Source organism: Agrobacterium sp. CCNWLW32 (assembly GCF_037083425.1).
GTDB lineage: Bacteria > Pseudomonadota > Alphaproteobacteria > Rhizobiales > Rhizobiaceae > Agrobacterium > Agrobacterium radiobacter.
Map to the genome: position 1 here is coordinate 375,893 of NZ_JBAOJM010000002.1, position 23,205 is coordinate 399,097.

Below are 23,205 nucleotides of genomic sequence, written 5' to 3' on the forward strand. Positions count from 1 at the left end.
GAAAAAAGCGCTCATCTCAACGGCGGGCAAGACATGGCAGAACGCAGAAAAATCATCATCGACACCGATCCCGGCCAGGACGACGCAGCGGCAATCATGCTCGCTTTCGCAAGCCCGGAGGAAATCGACATTCTCGGATTGTGCGCCGTCGCCGGCAACGTTCCGCTGAAGCTGACGAGCCGCAACATCCGCATCATCTGCGAATTGTGCGGGCGCACCGATATTCCAGTCTATGAGGGCGCCGAGAAGCCGCTGGTGCGCAAGCCCATCACCGCCGAACATGTTCACGGCAGCACCGGCCTCGATGGCCCGGTTCTCGACGAACCGTCCATGGAGGCGCAAAAGCAGCACGCGGTCGATTTCATCATCGAAACACTGATGCGGGAACCCGCCGGCACCGTAACGCTCTGCACGCTCGGCGCGCTGACCAATGTGGCGCTGGCGCTCCTGAAGGCGCCTGAGATCGCCGACCGCGTCAAGGAACTGGTGATGATGGGCGGCGGCTTCTTCGAGGGCGGCAACATCACACCGGCGGCGGAATTCAACATCTATGTCGACCCGCAGGCCGCCGACATCGTCTTCCGATCCGGCATGCCTGTTGTCATGATGCCGCTCGACGTCACCCATCAGTTGCTGACGACCAAGGCCCGGGTCAGCCGCATTCGCGAGATCGGCACACGGCCGGCCATCGCCATGGCGGAAATGCTGGAATTCTTCGAACGCTTCGACATCGAGAAATACGGTTCGGATGGCGGCCCGCTGCACGATCCGACCGTCATTGCCTATCTCGTCAAACCCGAACTGTTTCAGGGTCGCGAGTGCAACGTCGAAATCGAGGTCCATTCAGAACTGACCATGGGCATGACCGTGGTGGACTGGTGGAATGTTACCGAACGGCCCGCCAATGCCCGCGTGATGCGCAATGTGGATGCCGACGGCTTCTTCGAGTTGCTGACGGAACGTTTCGCCCGTCTCTGACGGAAGCGGACAAAAAAAGGCCGCTGGCGATACCAGCGGCCCTTTTCATTTGAGGCGGAAATGGCGCGTCAGAACTCCGTCCAGTCATCCTGCGCCAGTGCGTTTGCGCCGCTGGTTCTCGGACGGGCGCGTTGCGCGGCCGGACGGCCCGATGCCTGCGCCGGAGCGGCGGGTGCACGCATCGCCGCGGCAGTGGCGCGCAATTGCTGGCTGGAATGGCCGCCGGAAACGGAGAAACCGGCAACGAGCGATTTCAGCGTTTCGGCCTCGCTGTTCAGCGTTACACTCGCCGCGGTAGTTTCTTCCACCATCGCCGCATTCTGCTGGGTAACCTGATCCATCTGGGTAACGGCGGAATTGATCTCCTTCAGACCCACTGCCTGTTCGCTGGCGGAGGCGGAGATCTGCCGTATCAGCTGGTTGATCTGCAGAACCTGATCGGCGATCTTTTTCATCGTCTCACCGGCCTTGCCGACCAGCTGGACGCCCTCGCCAACCTGGGTGGCCGAAGTGTTGATGAGACCCTTGATCTCCTTGGCGGCGGTGGCGGACCGTTGTGCCAGTTCGCGCACTTCCTGTGCGACGACGGCAAAGCCCTTGCCGGCATCACCCGCGCGGGCGGCTTCGACGCCCGCGTTCAGCGCCAGAAGGTTGGTCTGGAAGGCAATCTCGTCGATAACACCGATGATACGGGAAATTTCGGCCGAGGATTGCGCGATGCCTTCCATGGAATTCACGGCCTGCTGCACAACCTCGCCTGACTTGCCGGCGTCATCGCAGGCATGGCTGACGGCGCCGGCCGCCTGTGCAGCATTTTCCGCGCTGGAATTGACCTGTGCGGTCAGCTGATTGAGGGCGGCAGCGGTTTCTTCGAGGCTTGCGGCCTGCTGTTCCGTGCGGTGCGAAAGATCGCTGGCGGCGCGGGTGATCTCACCCGTACCGTTGCCGATGCTGACGACGGTTGCATTGACGGTGGAAACCGTTTCCTCGAGGCTCGCAAGCGCCGAGTTGAAATCCTCGCGCAGCTTCGCATATTCGCCCGGGAATTCGTCCTCGATGCGGTAGGTGAGATTGCCCTGCGAGAGCGCATTGAGGCCAGCACCCAGCACGCCGACAATGTGCTGTTGCATGCGGCTGTTCTCATTGCGCTCGAATTCGGATCGCTGGCGCTCCGTCTCCGCGTGACCGCGCTGGGCGTCGGCTTCAGCCTCCATCTCGCGAATGCCAGCAAGCTTCGCGCGGAAACCTTCAAGCGCGGTAGCGACGGCGCCCGTCTCGTCCCGGCGCTCCTGTCCGGAAACCGGCACATCGTAGCGCCCGTCGCTCAGCGTCCTGACATCGGAAACCAGCGAAGCAAGCGGATTACGGACGAAATAACGCACGGCGAAATAAAGCGCGGTGATGACGGCGGCGAGAATGACGATCGCGCCGATGATCATCATGTAGGTCTGCTCCTGAACCGGCGCGTTCAGGGCCTGATGCGGAATATCCACCAGCACCACCCAGGTCGCGTTGAGGCCGGGAACGGCGAAGGGATAGACGAGACGGTTATAGGGCGCGTCCGTATCAAGACCGAGATTTTCGATGAGGCCCTGCTTGCCTGACGTGATTGCCGCCTGAACGGTGCTTGCTCCGTCTCCGTCATAGGCCTTCATGTTCTGTTCGGGCGTCGGCGGCACCAGCCACTGGCCGCCCTGCGAAACGAGCGTCACGCGGCCGGTCTCGAAAGGATGCAGGGCCTGCAGCTTCTGCGACAGCGAGGCCAGCGAGATATCGACACCAGCCACACCGATCATCTTGCCGTCAGACATGACGGGATAGGCAAGCGACGTCATCGTCGTCGGCACTTCCGTGCCTTCGGCGAGATAGGGCTGCGTGATCGCGCCTTTACCGGATTTGGCGGCAAGCGCATACCATTCCGCCGCATAATCATTCTTGAACGTCGAGAACTGGATTTCGCCCTTCTGGGTTTTCGACCAGTAAGGAGCGAAGGCGCCGGTGGCATTGGTGCCGAGATCGAGCCTGTTGGCGATCTCCGTCGTCTGGCCGTCAAAAAGGCCGAGCTGCTCACAGAACCAGCTGCCAAAGGCAAAGGCGTTCTGCTCGACATTGGCCTTCAGGATGTTGACGATGCCGGGGCGATCCATTGATTTCGCCTGATGCGCACGGCCGATGACACCGGCCATGGAGCGTGCGGCGCTGCCGAGTTCACCCACATCAGCGGCGATGACGTTGGCGATGGCGCGCGCTTCGGTATTGGCCTGATCCATGGTCAGCGCGTGCACGCGCTCACTCGTCTGGGAAATGAGGAAGGAATTCGATGCAACGAGAACCGTGGTGATAGCGCAGCCGGTTACGAGGATCAGCTTGGTCGCAAGCGACTTCACTTGGAAATTGAACATTTTGGCCTCGATCAAATCGCCCGCCTGAAAAGGCTGACTTCAACGGATGATAAATCTCCGTCATGGAGGCCCGTCCCCTTGGGACAGTGCGCTGCAGCGCGACGGGGCAAAATTAGAAGAAGATTGCTAATTAAGCCCTAAAATTACTTCGTCGCGCCAAGCATAATCAGTGTTCGTAGTGGGCCGAGATGATTCTCCATGCATCGTCAGCCGTTTCAGCAAAATGCAGAAGATTCATATCTTCAGGTGCAATAGTGCCGAAGTCCGCCAGGAACTCGAAATTGATCACCGATCGCCAGAATTTCTCACCGAACAGGATGAGAGGAATTGGCTCCATGCGCTTCGTCTGGATCAGGGTCAACGCTTCAAACAATTCGTCCAGCGTGCCGAAGCCGCCGGGGAAGATCACCACGGCCTTCGCCCGCATCAGAAAATGCATCTTGCGAATGGCGAAATAGTGGAAGTTGAAGCTCAGCTCCGGTGTCACATAGGGGTTCGGCGCCTGCTCGTGCGGCAGGACGATATTGAGGCCGATGGACGGGCCACCCGCATCGGCCGCACCACGATTGCCCGCTTCCATGACGCCCGGACCGCCGCCGGTGACCACGACATATTCGAGGTGATCCGATTTTGCGGCATAGGCGGTGCAAAGACGGGCAAACTTGCGCGCCTCATCGTAATAGACGGAGGATTGTTCCAGATTGCGCTTTTGCGTCTCGTTGCGCGCCGCCCAGGCTTCGCCGCCGGGTTCGGGAATGCGCGCGCCGCCGAACATGACGACGGTGGATTTTATGCCGCGCTCGGTGAGCGCCATTTCCGTCTTCAGAAGCTCAAGCTGCAACCTGACGGGGCGCAATTCCTCGCGGCAGAGAAAATCCATGTCCACATAGGCGAGGCGATAGGACGGGGAGTCCGACTGCGGTGTTTTTTGAACGACCTCGGCCTGCTGCTTGTCCACAGCACTGCGCTTCAACGGGTCCCATACCCCGTCCTTGCGCCGCAACTTGCCGTTTTTCAGTCGTGTCATTTCCATGCCTTTCGTCTGACGCGCCAAATCACCCAAATCACATTGACGCCTTTCCAACACTCCCTTAGATCAAATGACCAAAGCCTTCCAGCGGCGCGGTACCATCCGTGACCATGAACACCACGCGACTTTAAGGAATTTTCCATGAGCCTTACGGATCTCACCTCCCTCGAAACCATCATCGAAACGGCGTTCGACAACCGCGATAGCGTGAACGTATCGACGAAGGGCGAGGTTCGCGACGCCGTGGACACATCTCTTCAACTTCTCGATAGCGGCAAGGCACGCGTTGCTGAGAAGCAGGCGGATGGAAACTGGAAGGTGAACCAGTGGCTGAAAAAGGCCGTGCTCCTCTCCTTCCGTCTGAACGACATGGAGATCGTGACCGGCGGACCGGGCGAATCCACCTGGTGGGACAAGGTGCCGTCGAAGTTCGAAAACTGGGGTGAAAACCAGTTCCGCGCCGCCGGTTTCCGCGCCGTGCCGAACGCCGTCGTCCGCCGCTCCGCCTATGTGGCCAAGAACGTGGTGCTGATGCCCTCCTTCGTCAATCTCGGCGCCTATGTCGATGAAGGCACGATGGTCGACACCTGGGCGACTGTCGGCTCCTGCGCACAGATCGGCAAGAATGTGCACCTCTCCGGCGGCGTTGGCATTGGCGGCGTTCTGGAACCGCTGCAGGCGGGCCCGACGATCATCGAGGACAATTGCTTTATCGGCGCCCGTTCGGAAGTCGTGGAAGGCTGCATCGTGCGCGAAGGCGCGGTTCTCGGCATGGGCGTCTTCATCGGTAAGTCCACCAAGATCGTCGATCGCGCCACCGGCGAGATCACCTATGGCGAAGTGCCGCCCTATTCCGTCGTCGTTGCCGGCACCATGCCGGGCAAACCTTTCCCGAACGGCGAGCCGGGCCCGAGCCTCTATTGCGCCGTGATCGTCAAGCGCGTCGATGAAAAGACCCGCTCCAAGACCGGCATCAACGAGCTTCTGCGCGACTGATATAAAGCGACTGCCATGACCACGACCGATCCCGTTGCCAATCTCGCCGCCCTCATCCGTTGCCCTTCGGTGACGCCTGCCGAAGGCGGCGCGCTTTCTTTGCTCGACACCCTGCTTTCGCCGCTCGGCTTCAAGGTAGACAAGATAGTGGCGAGCGAGGCGGGAACGCCTGACGTGGAAAACCTCTATGCCCGGCTCGGCACCGAGGGTCCGCATCTGATGTTTGCGGGCCATACGGATGTCGTTCCCGTGGGCGACGAGGCAGCGTGGAGCCATCCGCCTTTTGCCGCAGAGATTGCCGGTGGCGAAATGTTCGGTCGCGGTGCAGTGGACATGAAAGGCGGCATCGCCTGTTTCGTCGCCGCCATCGCCCGCCATATCGAAAAACATGGCAAGCCGCAGGGTTCCGTTTCCTTCCTGATCACCGGCGACGAGGAAGGTCCGTCGATCAACGGCACCTCCAAACTGCTGGAATGGGCCGCCGCCAAGGGCGAGACGTGGGACGCCTGCGTGGTGGGCGAGCCGACCAATCCCGACCAGCTTGGCGACATGATCAAGATCGGTCGCCGGGGTTCGCTTTCCGGCCGCATCACCGTCCATGGCGTTCAGGGCCATGCTGCTTATCCGCATCTCGCCGACAACCCCATTCGCGGTCTGCTGCAGCTGACCCATGCGCTGATGCATCCGCCCTTCGATCACGGCACGGATGATTTCCAGCCTTCCAATCTGGAAGTGACGACCGTCGACACCGGCAACGCCGCCACCAATGTGATCCCGGCGCGGGCGACAGCGGCCTTCAACATCCGTTTCAACGACACCTGGACAGCAGAAAGCCTGCGCACGGAGATCATCCGCCGCCTCGACGCCGCTGCGGCCGAAGGTGAGCTTCGCCCCGACCGCGCACCGGTGAAATATGAGATCGTCTGGGCCGACCGCCCGTCGCATGTCTTCCTGACGCGGAACAATGCGCTTATCTCGTCGCTCTCAGGCGCGGTTGAAGCCGTTACCGGCAGGGAACCGAAGCTTTCGACCACCGGCGGCACATCCGATGCACGCTTCATCAAGGATTATTGCCCTGTCGTGGAATTCGGCCTCGTCGGGCAGACCATGCATATGGTCGATGAACGCGTGGCCGTTGCCGATCTCGAGACGCTGACGCGCATTTACGAGACCTTTATCGAACGCTGGTTCGCCCATGCCGACGGCAAGTGAAGTAAGGCTCTATCTGACCGGCCTGTGGCTTCTGCTGCTGGGTGACCACAATGGTGCGCGTTATCTTGATCTCTCCGAGCGCGGCATGTGGCGATCCTTCTATTCCGCCCTCTGGTGCCTGCCCGCCATGCTGGTTTCCTGGCTGTGGCTGCGCGCTGCCTTCCTCGCCAGCTATCCGCCCGGCACCGGAACGGGGTTCATCTTCTTCTTCCGTCTGGCGATGGTTGAGGCCATCTGCTGGATCGTGCCGCTGCTTTTGATCGGCATGCTACTATACGCCTTCGGCGCTCGGGAAAAATTCGCGCCGCTCGTCACCACCATGAACTGGCTGTCGCTGCCATTTTCCTATGCCTATGCGGTTCTGATCCTGATCGCGTTCTTCCTGCCGCCGCTGCAAGGACTGATCGCCGTTCTCTGGCTGGCACTGCTTCTATCGCTGGTCTTCGCCTTCTCGCGGATCGTGCGGTTTTTCATCCGCGATCAGTCGCTGCTCGTCTCGGCCATCGTCATGACGCTGCTGGTGCCGGGCATGCTTCTATCGGAAGCGCTGCAGCGTTTTCTCGGTGTCTATCCCGCCTGAGAACTGGCACAGCTTAAACGTCAGTCCGCATCCTCGGTCACGTCGACTTCGGGGGGCCGGCGCGGCGGAATGACGTCGGGATAATCGACCTGCATGAAATAAAGACCGTCCGGCGGTGCGACAGGGCCGCATGCCTTGCGGTCCCGTGCCTCCAGTGCGGCACGCACGTCCTCCGGCGTCATCGTGCCCTCGCCCGCCAGTTTCAGCGTGCCGGCGAAAGAGCGGATCTGGTTATGAAGGAAGCTCTGCGCCGTCGCGCGTATCTCGATGAGATCGCCATTGCGCGTTACATCCAGCCGGTCGAGCGTGCGCACGGGGCTGTTCGCCTGGCAATGGACCGAGCGGAAGGTGGTGAAATCATGCCGGCCGACAAGCATCTGGGCGGCTTCATGCATGCGCTCATGGTCGAGGTCCTTCGACACCCACCATGCCCGCTTGTGCTCCAGCGCCAGCCGGGCCTTGCGGCAAATGATGCGGTAGAGATAGTGCCGACGAAGGGCGGAAAAACGGGCGTCGAAATCCTCGGTCACGGAAGCGGCGTCGAGAACGGCCACGGCTTCGCCCGCCATGGCGAGATGCGCATTGAGCGCGTTGCGAAGCTTGTAGGGCTCCCAGTCGCGCAAAAGATCGACATGGACAACCTGCCCAACGGCATGCACACCGGAATCGGTGCGGCCGGCGCCGCGAATGGAGACGCTCTCTCCCGTCAGCGAGCGAACCGCAGCCTCCAGCGCACCCTGAACCGAGGGGCCGTTATCCTGTCTCTGCCAGCCATAATAGGGCGTGCCGTCATATTCGACGGTCATGCGGAAACGCGGCATCAGCCGAGCCTCGTTGTGGCCGGAACGGGGGTGCCGCGCACGAAATCAGCCGCCGACATCGGTTTGCCGCCGGCCTTCTGCAGGCGGGTGAGCCGCACGGCCCCGCTGCCGCAGGCAATGGTCAGAGCATCGTCGAGCGCTGCGCCCGCTTCTCCCATGCCGCTTGCCAGTTCGGAGGCGAGAACCTTCACGCGCTCCGTCTTGCCGCCGATGTCCATTTCCAGCCATGCGCCGGGAAACGGCGAAAGGCCGCGAATGTGATTATGCACATCCTGCGAGGGCCGAGAAAAATCGACGCGAGTCTCGCCCTTGTCGATCTTCGCGGCATAGAGAACACCCTCTTCCGCCTGTGTGACGAGCGGCAGGTCATCTGCTTCCAGCTTTTCCATCGCCTGCCGCATCAACCGCGCGCCTGTTAGCATCAGACTGTCATGCAGCTCCCCGGCCGTCATGTTATCGCCGATCGCGACTTTCGCGGTCAGCGCGACGGGACCGGTATCGAGCCCCTTTTCCATTTTCATGACCATCATGCCGGTTTCGGGGTCGCCGGCCATGATCGCCCGCTGGATGGGAGCAGCACCGCGCCAGCGCGGCAGTAGCGAGGCATGACCATTGTAACAGCCGAGACGCGTACCGGAGAGGATCGCTTCGGGCAGCAGCAGCCCGTAAGCCACGACAACCGCCACATCAGCATTGAATTCCCGGAACTGCTGACGATCTTCCTCAGCCTTGAAATTCACGGGCGTAAACACCGGGAGCCCCAGCAGTCCGGCAGCCTGATGCACCGGTGACCTCTGCAGATCGAGACCTCGGCGGCCACCGGGACGCGGCGGCTGGGTGTAGACAGCGACAACCTCGTGGCCCGCCTCCACCAATGCACGCAATGTGGGAACGGAAAAATCCGGTGTGCCCATAAATATGATGCGAAGAGCCATTATCGCCCCCTGCCCTGTCGTCCATTCCGGTCCAGAGAGGACGGATCAGATCTTTGCGCGGGCCGCTTTCGTGAATTTCTTGATGACCATGTCGCGCTTCAGCCGCGAAATATGGTCGATGAACAGAACACCATTGAGGTGATCGATCTCGTGCTGCAGGCAGGTAGCGAGCAGACCATCCGCCTCGACCGTCTGCTGCTTGCCGTCACGGCCGACATATTGCACCGTGAGCGAGGCGGGACGCTCGACCTCGGCGTAGTAGTCGGGAATGGAGAGGCAGCCTTCCTCATAGGTCGAGACATCGTCCGACACCTTGAGGATTTCCGGGTTGATGAAGACGATCGGGGTCTTTTCCTCGCCTTCACGCGCAACGTCGATCACCAGCATGCGGCGCGCCACGCCGATCTGGATAGCGGCAAGACCGATACCCGGCGCATCGTACATGGTTTCGAGCATGTCGTCGGCAAGACGCAGAACCTCTGCATCCACCTTTTCGATGGGCTTCGATTGCTGGCGCAGCACGGGATCGGGCAAAATGATAAGCGGTTTGATGGTCATGGCTTCCCATAACGTATCTCTTGCGCGGAGGAAATAAAAAACACGAGGTTCAAATCGCCTCGGGCATCCACCCCGCCCGACTCATTTCCGCCACAGGAATGTTCTTGTTTTGATCTTCCGAATCACTGGAAATCTGCTAGATTTAATCATGAGTATAGATTTCTCCGTTCTCCTTGATCCCGCGCTGCGGGCCGGCTCCGTTGATATCAGCTTCGGCGCGCTGCTCGCGGCTCTGGTTTTCGGTCTGGTCATAACCTGGCTGGTCACGACAAACCGCGTGAAAAAAGCGGGAGCCGACGGTGAAATCTCGGACCTTCTGAAAACGCAGTCCGAACTGCACGGCCGGATCGCCGCCATGGCGGAAACGCTCGGCACCCGCCAGACCGAGATGAGCCAGACGCTCAACCAGCGCCTCGACGGCATGTCACAGCGCATTGGCGAAACACTGACGGAACAGACCCGTTCAACCCATGAAAATCTGAGCCGACTGCAGGAGCGCCTCGCGGTGATCGACGCCGCGCAGGGCAATATTCAGGATCTGGCCAAGGACGTGGTCGGACTGCAGGCCATCCTTTCCAACAAGCAGACGCGCGGCGCCTTTGGACAGGCACGCATGGAAATTCTGATCGCCGATGCCCTTCCCGCCGGCGCTTTCCAGCTTCAGCCGACGCTTTCGAACGGTTACCGGCCGGACTGCACCATCAAGATGCCGAACAATGCGCCGCCGCTCGTCATCGACGCGAAGTTTCCGCTGGAGGCATGGAACGCCATCAAGGCGGATGAGACACCGGAAACCAAACGTGCCGCCGTTCAGCAGTTCCGACGTGATATGGAAGTGCATATTCGCGATGTGGCCGAGAAATACCTCATCCGTGGCGAAACACAGGATACCGCCTTCATCTTCGTGCCGTCCGAATCGATCTTCGCCGATATCCACCAGCATTTCGAATATCTGGTGCAGCGCGCTCACCGCGCCCGTGTCGTCATCGTTTCGCCATCGCTTCTGATGCTGTCGGTGCAGGTCATCCAGTCCGTGCTGAAGGATCAGCGCATGCGGGAGCAGGCGCATCTCATCCAGGGTGAAGTTGCCCTTCTGATGGACGATGTGCGGCGGCTGGACGACCGGACGCGCAAGCTGCAGGCCCATTTCGGGCTGGCGCAGAAGGACGTCGACATGATGCTCATCTCCTCGGACAAGGTGCTGGCACGCGGCCAGAAGATCGAAGGACTTGATTTCTCGCCAACGGAAAAAGACGCCCCGCATGGTGAAATCGAGCAGGCGCGCCGCTTTGCCGAAAACAGGGCCGGTGCGGCCAAATTGCGGGTAGTTGACGACGAGTGATCGTCTCGGGCAAAGTCGCCGCCTTGCTCAAATTTCATATGGACCCAGCGCCCCATGATTACTGTTTTCGGCTCCATCAACATGGACCTCGTCGCGACCGCCAAACGCCTGCCCAAGCCCGGTGAAACCGTAACGGGAGAGACATTCTCCACGGCCGCCGGCGGCAAGGGAGCCAATCAGGCGCTGGCCGCACGGCGTGCAGGCGCCGCAGTCAAGATGGCAGGGGCTGCGGGCGATGATACTTTTGCCGCACCGGCGCTGACATTACTGCGTGATGCTGGCACCGACCTGTCTCTGGTCAAGACTGCGCCCGGCCCGACGGGAACGGCGGTGATCCTGATCGGTGAAGGCGGAGAGAACATGATTTCGGTCATTCCCGCCGCCAATGGCGAGGTCTCCGCCTCCGATGCCGCAAAGACCGTATCCGACATGGCCGCTGGCGATATTCTGATGCTGCAGTTCGAGATACCGGCCGCAGCCATCGAAGCGGCGCTGACGGCCGCCAAGGCAAAGCGCATCACCACCGTCATCAACACAGCGCCGCTGACCGCAGACGGTCCGCGTCTTGCTGGCCTTGCCGATATCGTCATCGCCAATGAAACCGAGTTCGAGCTGCTGATCGGCAAGAATGGCCTCTCCAGCGTCGAGCGGGAAAACGAACTCAAGACCCTTCACGACAGGACCGGCCAGACATTGATCGTGACGCTTGGGGCGGACGGCGTGATCGCCATGCGCAACGGCAAGGTCTACAGGGCTTCCGGCCTCAAGATCGAGCCGGTCGATACGGTTGGTGCGGGCGATACCTTCTGCGGTTATCTCGCCGCCAGCCTCGATCAGGGGATGGATTTCGAAAGGGCGCTGAAGCGTGCCGCCGTTGCAGGCTCGCTCGCCTGCACGCGTGCCGGTGCCCAGCCTTCCATTCCGCTGGCAGCGGAAGTGGATGCGGCCCTCTGAGGGCTCAATCGCTCAACGACAGATGAAGGTGAGATAGGCCGAGCTGCGGCCTTCTCTTTTCGCCTTGTTTTCGTAGCGCGTGCCCGGCCAGTTGGCATAGGGCGTACGCCAGTCGTCAGCGCTCGTCGCCGTCCATTCAAAACCGCCATGCCGGGCGCAATGCTGCAGCGTCCAGTTGACGTATGTATCGATATCCGACGCAAAGCAGAATTTGCCGCCGGGTTTCAACACGCGATGGAAACGGGCGAGATTGACGTCCGAGACAAAGCGGCGCTTCCAGTGCTTCTTCTTTGGCCACGGATCGGGATAAAGCAGATCGATGTGATCGATCGACCCCTCTGGCAGCCAGTCGAGCAGCTGCGTCGCGTCATCGTCATAGAGCCGGATATTCATCAGCTCGCGTTCGCGCACGGTGGCGAGCAGTTTGGCCATGGAGTTAACGAAGGGCTCGACCCCGATGAAACCCGTCTCAGGGTTTTCAACCGCGCGGTGCGCGAGATGCTCGCCGCCGCCGAAACCGATCTCCAGACGGATCGATCGCACATCCGCCGGAAAAAGAGCGGCGAGATTTTGCGGCGGAGCGCTTTCCAGATCGATTTTCAGCAAAGGCAGCAGGTTCTCGATCGTATCGACTTGCTGATTGCGCAGGGGCTTGCCCTTGCGTCTGCCAAAAAACGCTTCCTTTGCGCGCGAACGCCGTTCTTCCGTCATCTCATACTCTCAAGAACAAATAGATTTAACCCGCACAGCGCCACATGAGGCATTGTGCGGGTTACAAAAGTTGGTGACGGTATCTCTCAATCGCCGTCAAATAACAAGTGTTAGGCGCTCAAAGCTTCCTTAAGCGGCTTCACCAGATCGAGCTTCTCCCAGGAGAAGGAGCCGTCACGGCCGGCCTTGCGGCCGAAATGGCCGTATGAGGACGTCTTGGCGTAGATCGGCTTGTTGAGATCGAGATGACGGCGGATACCCGACGGCGAAAGGTCCATGACCTTACGGATCGCGTTCTCGACCTGATCTTCGCTGACCTTGCCGGTGCCATGCAGATCGACATAGATCGACAGGGGCTGGGCGATGCCGATCGCGTAGGAAATCTGGATCGTGCAGCGCTCGGCAAGGCCGGCAGCCACGACGTTCTTGGCAAGATAGCGGGCGGCATAGGCGGCGGAACGGTCAACCTTGGTCGTGTCCTTGCCGGAGAATGCACCACCACCATGGGGGGCAGCGCCGCCATAGGTGTCGACGATGATCTTGCGGCCGGTGAGGCCCGCATCACCATCGGGACCGCCGATGACGAACTTACCGGTCGGGTTGATATACCACTGGCAATCGTCGGCGATCTTCAGGTCGCCCAGAGCTTCGCGGATATAGGGCTCGACAACGGCGCGAACCTTCTTCGAATCCCAGCTTGCATCGAGATGCTGTGTGGACAGAACGATGGATACGGCTTCCGAAGCCTTGCCGTCGACGTAACGAACCGTCACCTGGCTCTTGGCGTCGGGGCCAAGTTTCGCCGCTTCACCTTCGCCGCTCTTGCGGGCGGTGGCGAGCAGCTGGAGGATACGGTGAGAATAATAGATCGGCGCCGGCATCAGATCCGGCGTTTCCTTGCAGGCGTAACCGAACATGATGCCCTGGTCGCCGGCGCCCTCGTCGCCCTGCTTGTCGGAAGCATTGTCCACGCCCTGCGCGATATCTGCCGACTGCGGGTGCAGGAGAACGTCGATCTTGGCGGTCTTCCAGTGGAAACCATCCTGCTCGTAGCCGATGTCACGGATCGCCTTGCGGGCGGCGGACTTGAACTTCGAAGGGTTGATGACCGGATGGCCGGCGGCGTCTTTGACGACCTTGCCGTCCTTGTCCTTCTTCAGAAGTGTATCGGGAACGCGAACTTCACCGGCGATAACAACGCGGTTGGTCGTCGCAAGCGTTTCACATGCGATGCGCACGGTCCACGGGTCAACACCCGTCTTGGACGCTTCACGATAAATAAGATCCACGATTTCATCAGAAATACGATCACAAACCTTGTCCGGATGACCCTCGGCCACGGACTCGCTGGTGAACAGGTAATTGGCACGCATGCGGGATTCCCCTCAAAGAACGGTCTTGGAGTTTGTTAGTCATTTCAGCCGCGAAAAACAAGGACACAACCACATAAATATATCTTTATGTGAGAATTCCTTTCCAATCCGGCACAAAAAAACGGTCCTTGCGGACCGTTGAGTGCCCGGCATCCCGTGCCGGAAATTTTCTGCGCTGTGCGGACCAGGCTCTACTCGGCATCGCCCTCGGCGGCGAGCGCCTTGACGAGATCAACGAGGCGACGGCGAACCTTGGGGTCGGCGATCTTCACGAATGCGCGGTTCAGCTGCAAACCTTCAGCCGAGGACAGAAAGTCGACCACGTAATTGGAGCTCGACGCTTCCGCCATGCCGGTCGTACCGCCGACCTGATCGCCGGGCGCATCTTCGAAAAAAAAGGAAACCGGTACATTGAGGATCCCGGAAATATTCTGCAGGCGGCTGGCGCCGACGCGGTTGGTGCCTTTTTCATATTTCTGGATTTGCTGAAAGGTAATTCCAAGACTTTCACCCAGCTTCTCCTGACTCATTCCGAGCATGGTTCTGCGAAGGCGAATTCGGCTTCCGACATGAATGTCGATGGGGTTAGGCTTTTTCTTATTCTCGGTCATCATGCGGTCCTGACACTCGGAAAGGGTTGATATCTCGCTTCAGTACTATTCGAAGAAATGAGCCGGTATTTCGACAACGGCTAAACTTGTTTTACGACTGACGTATTCACTATGCAATTGTGGGGGTTCGCGGTCAATTCTGGCGCCGCGCAAAACTCCACGCAGGCAATACCGCGACGATTATCAAGATGGAAAAAATCAACCAGAAATACGTCCGATGTGTGTCGTAGGTAAATGCGTCGTTTGACCCACCACTCAAAGTGGCGTCAACAATTCCGACCCGACCGTAGTCCAGCCCTGCAATAATGCGGCCATAGGGATCGATGACGGCAGAAATTCCGGTATTGGCGCCGCGAATCACCGGCACGCCCGTCTCAACGGCCCGTACTCTCGCCTGCAGAAAATGCTGATAGGGGCCGGGCGTATCACCGAACCAGCCATCATTCGTCACGTTCAGGATGGCGGCCGAGCCGGCCAGCCCGGGCGTCATCTCGCCCGGGAAAATGATCTCGTAACAGATCAATGGATAGAAGGTCTTGCCCGAAGGCAGCGTGAGCGGCGTACGCGAAGAGGCCGCGGAAAAACCTCCCGGCAGGGCAATGACATTGTCGATACCGAATTCCCGCAGGATGCCTTCAAAGGGGACATATTCGCCGAAGGGGGTCAGATGCACCTTGTCGGTCGCACCGATGATCTCGCCCTGGCTGTCGATCGCATAGACCGAATTATAATAACGCGGCGGTCGGCCGGCCCCCTGATCTTCCATTCTGACAGCGCCGGTGAACAGCACCTGTCCATCCTCCAGCGTTCTGGCGATTTCCGCCAGAGCATCCGGGTTTTGCGTCAGGATGAACGGGACGGAGGTTTCCGGCCAGACGATGATATCAGGGCGTTTTTTCCCTGCGCCCGGCGACAGGGCCGTCAGCCGCAGATGATCGCTGAAAATCTCGGCACGGTCGTCGTTCAACATCTTGCGGGACTGATCGATGGAAGGCTGAACGATCCTCACCGTCAGGGCGTCCGCCGGGATCTCCGCCGGCGTCTGCAAGCGATAAAAGCCATAACCGAAGTGGGCGGCCAGCAGCAGGCCCGCCAGCGCCAGCCCCGGTCCCATGCCTTTTTTCGTACCGATCAGCGCCGGTGCAGCGAAGATGAAAACCGCCAGCGTCGTGATACTGAAAAGACCGAGCAGATGCGCTGACTGCATCATGATCGGGATGGGCATGATGCCGTAACCGATGGCGTTCCAGGGAAAGCCGGTCGCCAGAAAACTGCGCAGCCATTCCGAAAGGCCGAAGGCCGCGGCAAGCGCCGCGATGCGGCCAAGGCCATCCGACCAGAGGAGATTGGCGGCGGCAACCGCAAAACCGTAAAACAGCGCCAGAAACGCCGGCAGACCGAGGATGGCAAGTGGCAGTGCCCAGGCGAATTCATCAGCCTCCAGCAGAAGCGCATTGCCCAGCCACCACAGGCCGGCCACGAAATAACCAAGCCCGAAACACCAGCCTATGCCGAAAGCCGGCAGAATACGGCTGAAGAGGCCGCCGCCGGGCTTTCCCGTGCAGCCGTCCACGAGCCAGACGAGCAGGGTAAAAGACAGAAATAGCGCCGCGAAAAAGCCGAATGGAGGCAAGGCAAGCGCCCCGACCGCACCTGCAGCAATCGCCATCACTGCGCGGCTCATGCCGCCGGCCAGCATTACCCTGCCTGCAAGACGCTCCATGCCATCTCCGTTTATGCGCGTGTGGAAAAGCCCGCAGCCACGGAATTTCCCCTCAGACTCGACGTAAAGGAAAAAAGATTCGCAGTCCACAGGAGGGATGGCAGCCAGAGCGCCGTGCGGCCTTTTGGCCGCTCCGACCTGTCAAATTGCTGCGTGGCGGAGGTGACGGGGCATCCCGTCACCTTTCCTAATCGGCGTTCTGCTGGTGCGTGATGAGGCGAACATCCGGCGCGGGCAGCGCAATGACCCCGTTGGCTTCGCCCGGAGCGCGGTCATCCTCACCTTCGGAGCCATGATCCCGGGCGATACGAACGCCCTTGATGCGCCGGCTATCCGCATCGAGAATCTGGAACTCGAAACCGGGCACTGCCCGAACCACCTCGCCCTTGGCCGGAATGCGGCCGAGTGCAAAGAAGATGAGGCCGCCAAGCGTGTCGATTTCTTCGAGATGTTCGCGCACGTCGAATTCCGGCCCGATCACCTCGGCAAGTTCGGTGAGTTCCGCACGAGCATCGGCAACAAGCACATCGGCGGAAAGGCGCGAGAACATCGCCTCGTCCTTGTCGTGCTCGTCATCGATATCGCCTACGACCATCTCAACGATATCCTCGTGGCTGACGAGGCCGTCCGTGCCGCCATATTCGTCGATAACAAGTGCAAGCTGTGTTCTCTGCGCCTGCATCGTCTTCAAGAGATCGGAAGCGAGCATCGAGGGCGGTGCGAATAGAATTTTGCGCACCAGCCCGGCATCGGCGACCGTCTGCTCAAGATCCACCCGAGCCAGATCGAAATTCGGCCGCGGTGAGCGCGGCGCCTTCACCTCGCCATAAGCGACGCTTCGCGATCCGGCGCGGCGCTTGTTGCGGGCCTGCTTGGCGACATAGGCCAGCAGATCGCGAATGTGGATCATACCCTTCGGGTTATCCAACGTCTCATCGTAGACCGGCATGCGGGAGCGCCCGGTTTCCTCGAAGAGGATCAGCGCGTCGCCGATCGTCATGTTCTGGTCGAGACCATCGATATCGACCCGCGGGATCATAATATCTTCGACCCTGATCTCACGGAAACGGAGGATATTGTTCAGCATCGCCCGTTCTTCAGGCGAAAAGGCCGCACCGATTTCGGTGTCGTCCATCAGTGCATCGGTCAGATCCTCGCGCAGGCGTTCACCCTGGGATGGTTTCAGCAACCGTGCGATGCGTGACCAGATGGTCGATTTCGGCTTGGCATTGTAGTCGTGACGTAAGTGACTACTGCCCTCCTCCGAAGAGGACTGCTCGCCGTTTTCTCTGCCCTCATTGGCAGGTCGTGCAGAATGTTCGTTCATGGCTCCAGACAATATTTAAAGCGGTTCCTGACCCGCGTAGGGATCAGATAGGCCAAGCACCGCCAAAATGCGAGTCTCAAGCGACTCCATTTCTTCCGCTTCTTCCTCGTCCATGTGGTCATAACCGAACAAATGGAGGAACCCGTGGACGAGAAGATGGGTCAGATGATCCTCGAAACTCTTCTCAAGTTCAAGAGCCTCGCGTTCAACCGTCTCGCGCGCGATAACGATATCGCCCAGCATCGGGCCCGGCATTCCGCCCGGTTCCAGCGGAAAAGCGGGGAAAGACAAGACATTGGTCGCCTTATCCTTGTCGCGCCACTCGGCGTTGATTTCCCGGATATTTTCATCGTCGGTGAAGACCAGCGAAAGTTCCACGGGCGTTTTCGGGAAGGGTTGCTCCTCTTCCCTCTTCAAAAACTCAACCGCCGCATCCAGCACTTTGGTTGCAAAGGCAAGCAGGTCCTCTTCCGAGGACCAGCCTTCGGCCTCGACGCTGATTTGAATATCCAGAGCTGTCATTGTCTTTGCGTCAGTCGCCCTTCACGAGGCTTTCGTCCGGCACGGCCGTGTGGGATTCGTAAGCCCGGACGATGCGCGCCACCATCGGATGACGCACGACGTCGACATCCTTGAAGCGGACGACGGACACGCCTTCGACATCGGTGAGGATTTGCAGGGCCTCGACAAGACCGGATTTTACGCCGCGCGGCAAATCCACCTGGCTCGGGTCACCAGTCACGATCATGCGGCCGTTTTCGCCAAGACGGGTCAAGAACATCTTCATCTGCATCGTCGTGGTGTTTTGGGCTTCGTCCAGAATGACGGCGGCGTTGGCGAGCGTGCGTCCGCGCATGAAGGCCAGCGGCGCGATTTCAATGACACCCGCCTGAATGGCGCGCTCCACCTTGTCACCCGGCATCATGTCATAAAGCGCGTCATAAAGCGGGCGCAGATACGGATCGACCTTTTCCTTCATGTCGCCGGGCAGGAAGCCCAGACGCTCGCCTGCCTCGACGGCGGGGCGTGAGAGGATGATGCGGTCGACCGCGCCACGCTCCAGAAGCTGGGCCGCATGCGCCACTGCCAGATAGGTCTTGCCGGTGCCGGCGGGACCGACGCCGAAAACCAGCTCGGACTGTTCCAGCGCCCGCATATAGACATCCTGCGTCGGGGTGCGGGCAGCAATTGTCTTCTTGCGGGTGGAAATCTGCGCCATGGAAATCTTCGCCTTGCGCTCCATGGTCGGCAAGGTCAGCTGGTCGTCCGCGGCCATGGCCATGCGGATCGCGCCTTCCACGTCGGAAACCTCGGCGGTGCCGCCCTTGAGCAGGCGCTCGTAAAGGAAATCCAGCGCCCGGCGGGCCTGGTTGGTAGCAACCATATCGCCGGTGATGGCAACGGAATTGCCGCGCGGGCGGGCGTCGATATTGAGGCGCTGCTCCAGGAGCTTCAGGTTCTGATCGAACTGACCGAATAGCTCTCCCGCTATCCTGTTATTCTCGAACGTGAGGACGAAGTGATTGGCGTCGGTCGCGGCTTGGCGTGGCTGGCGCGATGAATTTGATACCAATTCGTGTGCGTTCAAGCGGTCAGGCTCCTGTCCCAATCAGTGTCGGCTCCCCACTCTAACTCCCTGCCACCTCGGCAAACAAGCTGTTTGGACCCGTTGCGGTGATTCGTACATTAACAATGTCACCGATTTTCAACGTCTTTGCATCAAGATTCACGGATTGCAGCCAAGGAGAGCGACCTATCAACTGCTCATGCATGCGGCCGGGCTTTTCCAGCAGCACATCCATGGTTTTTCCGACCAGCGATTCCGCAAATTCCTTCTGCTGCCGCAGCAACAGCGCCTGCAATCTCTCCAGCCGCTCAGCCTTCACGTCTTCCGCAACCTGATCCGTGAGATCGGCACCCGGCGTGCCGGGACGGGTGGAATATTTGAACGAAAAGGCCTGCGCGTATTTTACCGTCTCGACCATCGCCATCGTATCTTCGAAATCGCGATCCGTCTCACCGGGGAAACCGACAATAAAGTCCCCCGACATGGCAATATCAGGGCGGGCGGCGCGGATTTTTTCGATAAGCTGGATATATTCCTCACCCGTATGGCGGCGGTTCATCGCTTTCAGAATGCGGTCTGAACCGGACTGCACCGGCAGGTGCAGATAGGGCATGAGGATACGCAGATCGCGATGCGCGCCGATCAGGCGGTCATCCATGTCGCGCGGATGGCTGGTGGTATAGCGAAGCCGCGCAAGCCCGGGAATTTCCGCCAGCCGATACAGCAATTCGGCAAGGCCCCATTTCTCGCCCTTCGGGCCTTCGCCCTGCCAGGCATTCACGTTCTGGCCGAGCAGTGTGATTTCGCGCACGCCGGCATCGACGAGCTTCATCGCTTCATCGACGATCTGGCGCACGGGGCGCGAGACTTCCGAACCGCGCGTATAGGGCACGACACAGAAGGTGCAGAACTTGTCGCAGCCTTCCTGCACCGTCAGAAACGCCGTGACACCGCGCGTGCGCAGCGTCGCCTTTTCGGCGACCGGAAGATGCTCGAACTTGTCTTCGACGGCGTATTCGGTTTCGATGACGCGCTCGCCGCCGCGTACGCGCTTCAGCGCATCCGGCAGGCGATGATAGGTCTGCGGGCCGATGACGACATCGACGGCAGGCGCACGGCGCAGGATTTCCTCGCCTTCCGCCTGTGCCACGCAACCGGCAACGCCGATCATGAATTCGCGGCCCTGCTCTTCGCGGGATTTTTTCATGTCACGCAGGCGGCCGAGCGCCGAATAGACCTTTTCAGCCGCCTTTTCGCGGATATGACAGGTGTTCAGTAGAACCAGATCCGCCTCGCCCATATCCTCCGTCTGAACGTAACCATCCTTCGCAAGCGCATCGCTCATGCGGACGGAATCGTAGACATTCATCTGACAGCCATAGGTCTTGATGAAAACCTTACGGTTGTTCGAGCCCTCGGGGGCGATCATGGGTGTGGCGTCAAGGCCAAGCGTTTCCTGGGTCATGGCGGCTATCTAGTGTTTTTCCCGGCCAGATTAAACAGAAAAATGCCGGAAAAGCTACGATCTCACGAATTCCGCCAGCCGCCGCGCAGGCTGAAGGCCAGCATGGAGCGGATAGCGGCGGCAACATCGGTCGCCAGTCGCTTGCGGTTGTCAGTGCTGTGGAACGGTACGCTGTCACCGAACGTCACGTCGACATCGATGGCGCCGGCCCTGATGATACCGAGCAGATGCGGCACGAGCGTGATGCTGCCCGGCCAGGCGGCAATGACGCGGTGGTAACGCCCCATGGCCATGCCCTGCACCCGCGTATAGGCGATGGCGACCGGCTGCACATAAACGAGCTTGCCCGGAACCTGTTCAGCCGCAGTGGAAGCCGCACCGAACAGCGAGGATTTGACGGCGAGCATGCGGTTGCCATCCGAGGTGGTGCCTTCGGGGAACAGGACGACAATCTCGCCATCGGCCATGCGGCTGGCGATCTCGCTCACCTGCGCGCCGGTGCTGCGCTTCTGCTCGCGCTGCACGAAGATGCTTTTCTGCAGACGGGCTAGCCAGCCGAAGACCGGCCAGTCGCGCACCTCCGTCTTGGCGATGAACACCACGTCGGCAATGCTGCCCAAAACGAGGATGTCCTTCCACGAGGCGTGATTGACCGCCAGCATCAGCGGTTTTGCCCGCTCCACATCCCCATGGACATGCACGCGAATGCCGAGAACATGGCAGGCGATGCGGTGCCAGAGGCGCGGAATGCGGCGGCGAAGCCGCCAGTCGAAGGCAAGGCCCAGCAATTGCAGCGGCAGCAAGACGAGCGTGACGATCAGGAGAACGATCGCAATATAGGCTGTCCGCAGCCACATCATGATGGGAACGCCCGCTTGCTCACCGGCGTCTCAGTGTTCGCCGGGCTTCAATGGCACGCCGTAAAGTTCCAGCCGGTGATCCACGAGCTTGAAGCCGTGTTCGCGGGCGATCTTTTCCTGCAGGGCCTCGATCTCGGCCGAATGAAATTCGATGACCACGCCGTTCTTCAGGTCGATCAGATGATCGTGATGCTCTTCGGGCACGGTCTCATAACGCGAGCGGCCATCGCGAAAATCGTGACGCTCGATGATGCCGGCATCCTCGAACAGCTTCACCGTTCTATAAACGGTGGAAATCGAGATGCGCGGATCCACGGCGGAGGAACGGCGGTAAAGCTCCTCGACATCGGGGTGGTCCGCAGATTCCTGAAGGACACGGGCGATGACGCGGCGTTGGTCGGTCATCCGCATGCCGCGCTCGGCACAAAGCTCCTCCAGCGTTTTCGAAAGGTCTGTCACGTCTTCTGGCCTTTTGAGAATTCCGGTTTGCGGCTTTCGCCGAAAAAATGCCTGTCGCAGGGAACTAGCGAAGATCGCGACGCATGACAAGCGCCGTCGACTTCGTTCCATCCTTGGCGGTGTAATAGGCCTTGCGTTCCGCGACGGTTTTGAAGCCGAGCTTCCTGTAGAGCCCGAGAGCGGAAACATTCTTATTGTCCACCTCGAGAAACATGGTTTCAGCGCCACGCATCATCGCCTCGCGGATCGCCGACTGCATCAGGCGCCAGCCGAGACCCGCGCGTGCGAACTTGTCGGCCACCGCAACGGTGAGGATTTCCGCCTCGCCCGCCACTTCCCGCGCCAGCACGAAACCGCCAAGCGGCTTGCTGAAAAATGCGTTGGTCTGGCGTGCGACGGCGCCGAAAACCGACCCTTGCGTCAATAGTCCGGAGAACTCCCCGTCGTTCCACGGGCGCGGGAAGCGCAAGGCATGCAAATCCGACACCGCGGCGCAATCCTCATGCTGCATCGGCACGATCTCGAAATAGGGTTTCCAGGTCAGATAATCGTCAAACATCACAAAAATCAGGCATCACAAAAATCGGGCATCACGGGAATCAACGGCATGCATCAAGGCTTGCCCTATCAGGCAACGCCCTGACGTGCCAGCGCAAAACCAGTCTGTGGCCGGGCGTCCGGCCCGCGCAGATAAAGCGGCGCGGGTTTCGGCTGGCCCGCCGGCTTGCGCGCGGCCGCACGCGCCACCGAGGCGATCGGGAAATGATCCGGCCCGGAACCGATCTCCGCACCCGCGAAAAGGGGTGCAGCGGAACCGATGACGGCGCCATCGAAACTGTCGATGACCATCCTGGCGTCTTCAAGCGACAGGAGGCCGGCATCGCGAAGCGGCGATCCGTCAGCCGAAAATGTCTGGAGATAGGTTTCGCCGCGCTTGGCATCCAGCCCGACAGCCACGGGCCGGTCGGGGTTTTCCAGCAGGTGATGCAGGGCAAGCGTCTCAAGCGTGGTCACGCCCATTGCTTCAATGCCGAGCGACAGGGCAAAACCACGCGCAGCAGCAACACCGACACGGATACCGGTGAAAGACCCCGGCCCGATCGTCACGGCAATGCGTTCGACATTCTGGAGCGACAGTTGCGCCTGCTCCAGAGCCCCATCGATCACGGCCATCAGCCTTTCGGCATGGCCCTTGCCGATCGTTTCGCAGACCTCTCCGAGCACCCTGTCTGAGGTGCTGTCATAGATGCAGGCGGAACAATCCACACCTGAGGTGTCGAGTGCGAGAACAATCATGACCT

General features: G+C 60.1%; 23 protein-coding genes. 6 read left to right on the top strand and 17 right to left on the bottom strand.

Annotation, left to right across the window (positions count from 1 at the left end; all coding sequences use genetic code 11):
* The first annotated feature begins 33 nt into the window (after positions 1-33).
* Positions 34-978 (top strand): nucleoside hydrolase, encoded by a 945-nt coding sequence (locus V6R85_RS05715; protein WP_020011035.1) that lies wholly within the window; start codon positions 34-36, stop codon positions 976-978.
* Between the two features lie 68 nt (positions 979-1,046).
* Here V6R85_RS05715 and V6R85_RS05720 read toward each other — a convergent pair whose 3' ends face one another.
* Both V6R85_RS05720 and V6R85_RS05725 read right to left on the bottom strand, forming a co-directional pair.
* A complete protein-coding gene (locus V6R85_RS05720; protein ID WP_035212604.1) occupies positions 1,047-3,380 on the bottom strand; it encodes a methyl-accepting chemotaxis protein in 2,334 nt (777 codons plus the stop codon).
* Between the two features lie 166 nt (positions 3,381-3,546).
* Positions 3,547-4,413 carry an LOG family protein gene (locus V6R85_RS05725; protein ID WP_373426345.1) on the bottom strand — a complete coding sequence of 289 codons (867 nt, stop codon included), beginning with the start codon at positions 4,411-4,413 and terminating at the stop codon, positions 3,547-3,549.
* Positions 4,414-4,551: 138 nt separating this feature from the next.
* On the opposite strand from V6R85_RS05725, the gene dapD reads away from it, so the two are divergent.
* From dapD to V6R85_RS05740, 3 genes are read left to right on the top strand one after another with little or no spacing between them, the layout of a single operon-like run.
* Positions 4,552-5,406, top strand: coding sequence for a 2,3,4,5-tetrahydropyridine-2,6-dicarboxylate N-succinyltransferase (gene dapD / locus V6R85_RS05730; protein ID WP_003503714.1), 855 nt, complete (start codon positions 4,552-4,554; stop codon positions 5,404-5,406).
* 15 nt (positions 5,407-5,421) lie between these two features.
* The gene (dapE, locus tag V6R85_RS05735) at positions 5,422-6,618 is read left to right on the top strand and encodes a succinyl-diaminopimelate desuccinylase (RefSeq protein WP_060722838.1); all 1,197 of its coding nucleotides are present in this window, start codon (positions 5,422-5,424) and stop codon (positions 6,616-6,618) included.
* Positions 6,602-7,198: a hypothetical protein gene (locus V6R85_RS05740; protein WP_020811936.1), complete on the top strand. Its 597-nt coding sequence runs from the start codon at positions 6,602-6,604 to the stop codon at positions 7,196-7,198. Before dapE ends, V6R85_RS05740 begins: the two co-directional genes overlap by 17 nt.
* A gap of 20 nt (positions 7,199-7,218) precedes the next feature.
* Here the strand turns inward: V6R85_RS05740 and truA are convergent, their stop codons facing one another.
* From truA to def, 3 genes are read right to left on the bottom strand one after another with little or no spacing between them, the layout of a single operon-like run.
* Entirely contained in the window at positions 7,219-8,019 is an 801-nt protein-coding gene (gene truA, locus V6R85_RS05745; protein WP_111833742.1) for a tRNA pseudouridine(38-40) synthase TruA, read from the bottom strand.
* Complete coding sequence (fmt, locus tag V6R85_RS05750) at positions 8,019-8,954, bottom strand: methionyl-tRNA formyltransferase (protein ID WP_111833743.1); 936 nt, start codon at positions 8,952-8,954, stop codon at positions 8,019-8,021. Before fmt ends, truA begins: the two co-directional genes overlap by 1 nt.
* 45 nt (positions 8,955-8,999) lie before the next feature.
* A complete protein-coding gene (gene def / locus V6R85_RS05755; RefSeq protein WP_003503724.1) occupies positions 9,000-9,512 on the bottom strand; it encodes a peptide deformylase in 513 nt (170 codons plus the stop codon).
* Positions 9,513-9,660: 148 nt separating this feature from the next.
* Here def and V6R85_RS05760 point away from each other — a divergent pair, with 148 nt between their 5' ends.
* Together V6R85_RS05760 and V6R85_RS05765 are read left to right on the top strand one after the other, a co-directional pair.
* Entirely contained in the window at positions 9,661-10,854 is a 1,194-nt protein-coding gene (locus V6R85_RS05760) for a DNA recombination protein RmuC (RefSeq protein WP_162692783.1), read from the top strand.
* Positions 10,855-10,908: 54 nt separating this feature from the next.
* Positions 10,909-11,808 (top strand): ribokinase, encoded by a 900-nt coding sequence (locus V6R85_RS05765; RefSeq protein WP_003503729.1) that lies wholly within the window; start codon positions 10,909-10,911, stop codon positions 11,806-11,808.
* Between the two features lie 12 nt (positions 11,809-11,820).
* On the opposite strand, the gene trmB is transcribed toward V6R85_RS05765, so the two are convergent.
* From trmB to tsaB, 12 genes are all read right to left on the bottom strand, one after another.
* Positions 11,821-12,519: a tRNA (guanosine(46)-N7)-methyltransferase TrmB gene (trmB, locus tag V6R85_RS05770; protein ID WP_111833745.1), complete on the bottom strand. Its 699-nt coding sequence runs from the start codon at positions 12,517-12,519 to the stop codon at positions 11,821-11,823.
* Positions 12,520-12,629: 110 nt separating this feature from the next.
* Positions 12,630-13,892, bottom strand: a complete 1,263-nt coding sequence (metK, locus tag V6R85_RS05775) for a methionine adenosyltransferase (protein ID WP_020011044.1) — start codon at positions 13,890-13,892, stop codon at positions 12,630-12,632.
* 191 nt (positions 13,893-14,083) lie between these two features.
* Positions 14,084-14,503 (bottom strand): helix-turn-helix domain-containing protein, encoded by a 420-nt coding sequence (locus V6R85_RS05780; RefSeq protein ID WP_003503735.1) that lies wholly within the window; start codon positions 14,501-14,503, stop codon positions 14,084-14,086.
* 133 nt (positions 14,504-14,636) lie between these two features.
* The gene (gene lnt, locus V6R85_RS05785; RefSeq protein WP_111833746.1) at positions 14,637-16,226 is read right to left on the bottom strand and encodes an apolipoprotein N-acyltransferase; all 1,590 of its coding nucleotides are present in this window, start codon (positions 16,224-16,226) and stop codon (positions 14,637-14,639) included.
* Positions 16,227-16,413: 187 nt separating this feature from the next.
* Positions 16,414-17,553 (bottom strand): hemolysin family protein, encoded by a 1,140-nt coding sequence (locus V6R85_RS05790; protein ID WP_020011047.1) that lies wholly within the window; start codon positions 17,551-17,553, stop codon positions 16,414-16,416.
* Between the two features lie 15 nt (positions 17,554-17,568).
* Entirely contained in the window at positions 17,569-18,075 is a 507-nt protein-coding gene (ybeY, locus tag V6R85_RS05795) for an rRNA maturation RNase YbeY (protein ID WP_060722835.1), read from the bottom strand.
* A gap of 10 nt (positions 18,076-18,085) precedes the next feature.
* Positions 18,086-19,141, bottom strand: coding sequence for a PhoH family protein (locus tag V6R85_RS05800; RefSeq protein ID WP_003503744.1), 1,056 nt, complete (start codon positions 19,139-19,141; stop codon positions 18,086-18,088).
* Positions 19,142-19,181: 40 nt separating this feature from the next.
* Positions 19,182-20,585, bottom strand: coding sequence for a tRNA (N6-isopentenyl adenosine(37)-C2)-methylthiotransferase MiaB (gene miaB, locus V6R85_RS05805; protein ID WP_003503745.1), 1,404 nt, complete (start codon positions 20,583-20,585; stop codon positions 19,182-19,184).
* 62 nt (positions 20,586-20,647) lie between these two features.
* Positions 20,648-21,445, bottom strand: coding sequence for a lysophospholipid acyltransferase family protein (locus V6R85_RS05810; RefSeq protein ID WP_111833747.1), 798 nt, complete (start codon positions 21,443-21,445; stop codon positions 20,648-20,650).
* Positions 21,446-21,475: 30 nt separating this feature from the next.
* Positions 21,476-21,904 (bottom strand): Fur family transcriptional regulator, encoded by a 429-nt coding sequence (locus V6R85_RS05815; RefSeq protein ID WP_003503749.1) that lies wholly within the window; start codon positions 21,902-21,904, stop codon positions 21,476-21,478.
* Positions 21,905-21,968: 64 nt separating this feature from the next.
* Complete coding sequence (locus tag V6R85_RS05820) at positions 21,969-22,463, bottom strand: GNAT family N-acetyltransferase (RefSeq protein WP_003503751.1); 495 nt, start codon at positions 22,461-22,463, stop codon at positions 21,969-21,971.
* Between the two features lie 68 nt (positions 22,464-22,531).
* A complete protein-coding gene (gene tsaB, locus V6R85_RS05825; RefSeq protein WP_111781353.1) occupies positions 22,532-23,200 on the bottom strand; it encodes a tRNA (adenosine(37)-N6)-threonylcarbamoyltransferase complex dimerization subunit type 1 TsaB in 669 nt (222 codons plus the stop codon).
* Positions 23,201-23,205 lie beyond the last annotated feature (5 nt).